This is a genomic window from Streptomyces sp. Ru71 (assembly GCF_002920535.1).
In the GTDB taxonomy this organism is placed as follows: Bacteria; Actinomycetota; Actinomycetes; order Streptomycetales; family Streptomycetaceae; genus Streptomyces.
On sequence record NZ_PQSS01000185.1, the window covers coordinates 1 to 417 of the forward strand.

The 417-nt window shown below is 53.7% G+C and carries 1 protein-coding gene; it reads right to left on the bottom strand.

All coding sequences use genetic code 11. The features are described 5' to 3' along the window. Positions 1 to 50: 50 nt before the first annotated feature. Positions 51 to 417 (bottom strand): MFS transporter (locus C3489_RS38150; RefSeq protein ID WP_219822016.1); only part of this gene is annotated, 367 nt, incomplete at its 5' end.

Here is a 417-nt window from a genome sequence, read left to right on the forward strand (position 1 = left end):
TATGGAAATTCAGGCCTGATAAGCGTAGCGCATCAGGCTTTTCACTCTTATTACAACGACTGATGTCGCGTCTCATGGGTCAGCAGCAGGGCGATTAACGTCAAGCCAGCCATCGCCGCCAGATATAACCCCACCGCACCTAGCCCGTAGTTAGTCTGCAACCAGGCTGCGATATATGGCGCAACGGAAGCCCCGAGAATCGACGCTACGTTGTAAGAGAACGATGCTCCGGTGTAACGCACTTCTGTCGGAAACAGCTCTGGTAACAGCGCACCCATTGGCCCGAAGGTCAGACCCATCAGACTTAACCCCAGCAGCAGGAAGGCAAAAACCAGAATCGGGTTAGCCAGAACCGAGCAGTGGGTTAAAAGGCGAACAGCGCGAACAGGATGATCAGCGTGGTGATGATTACCATGC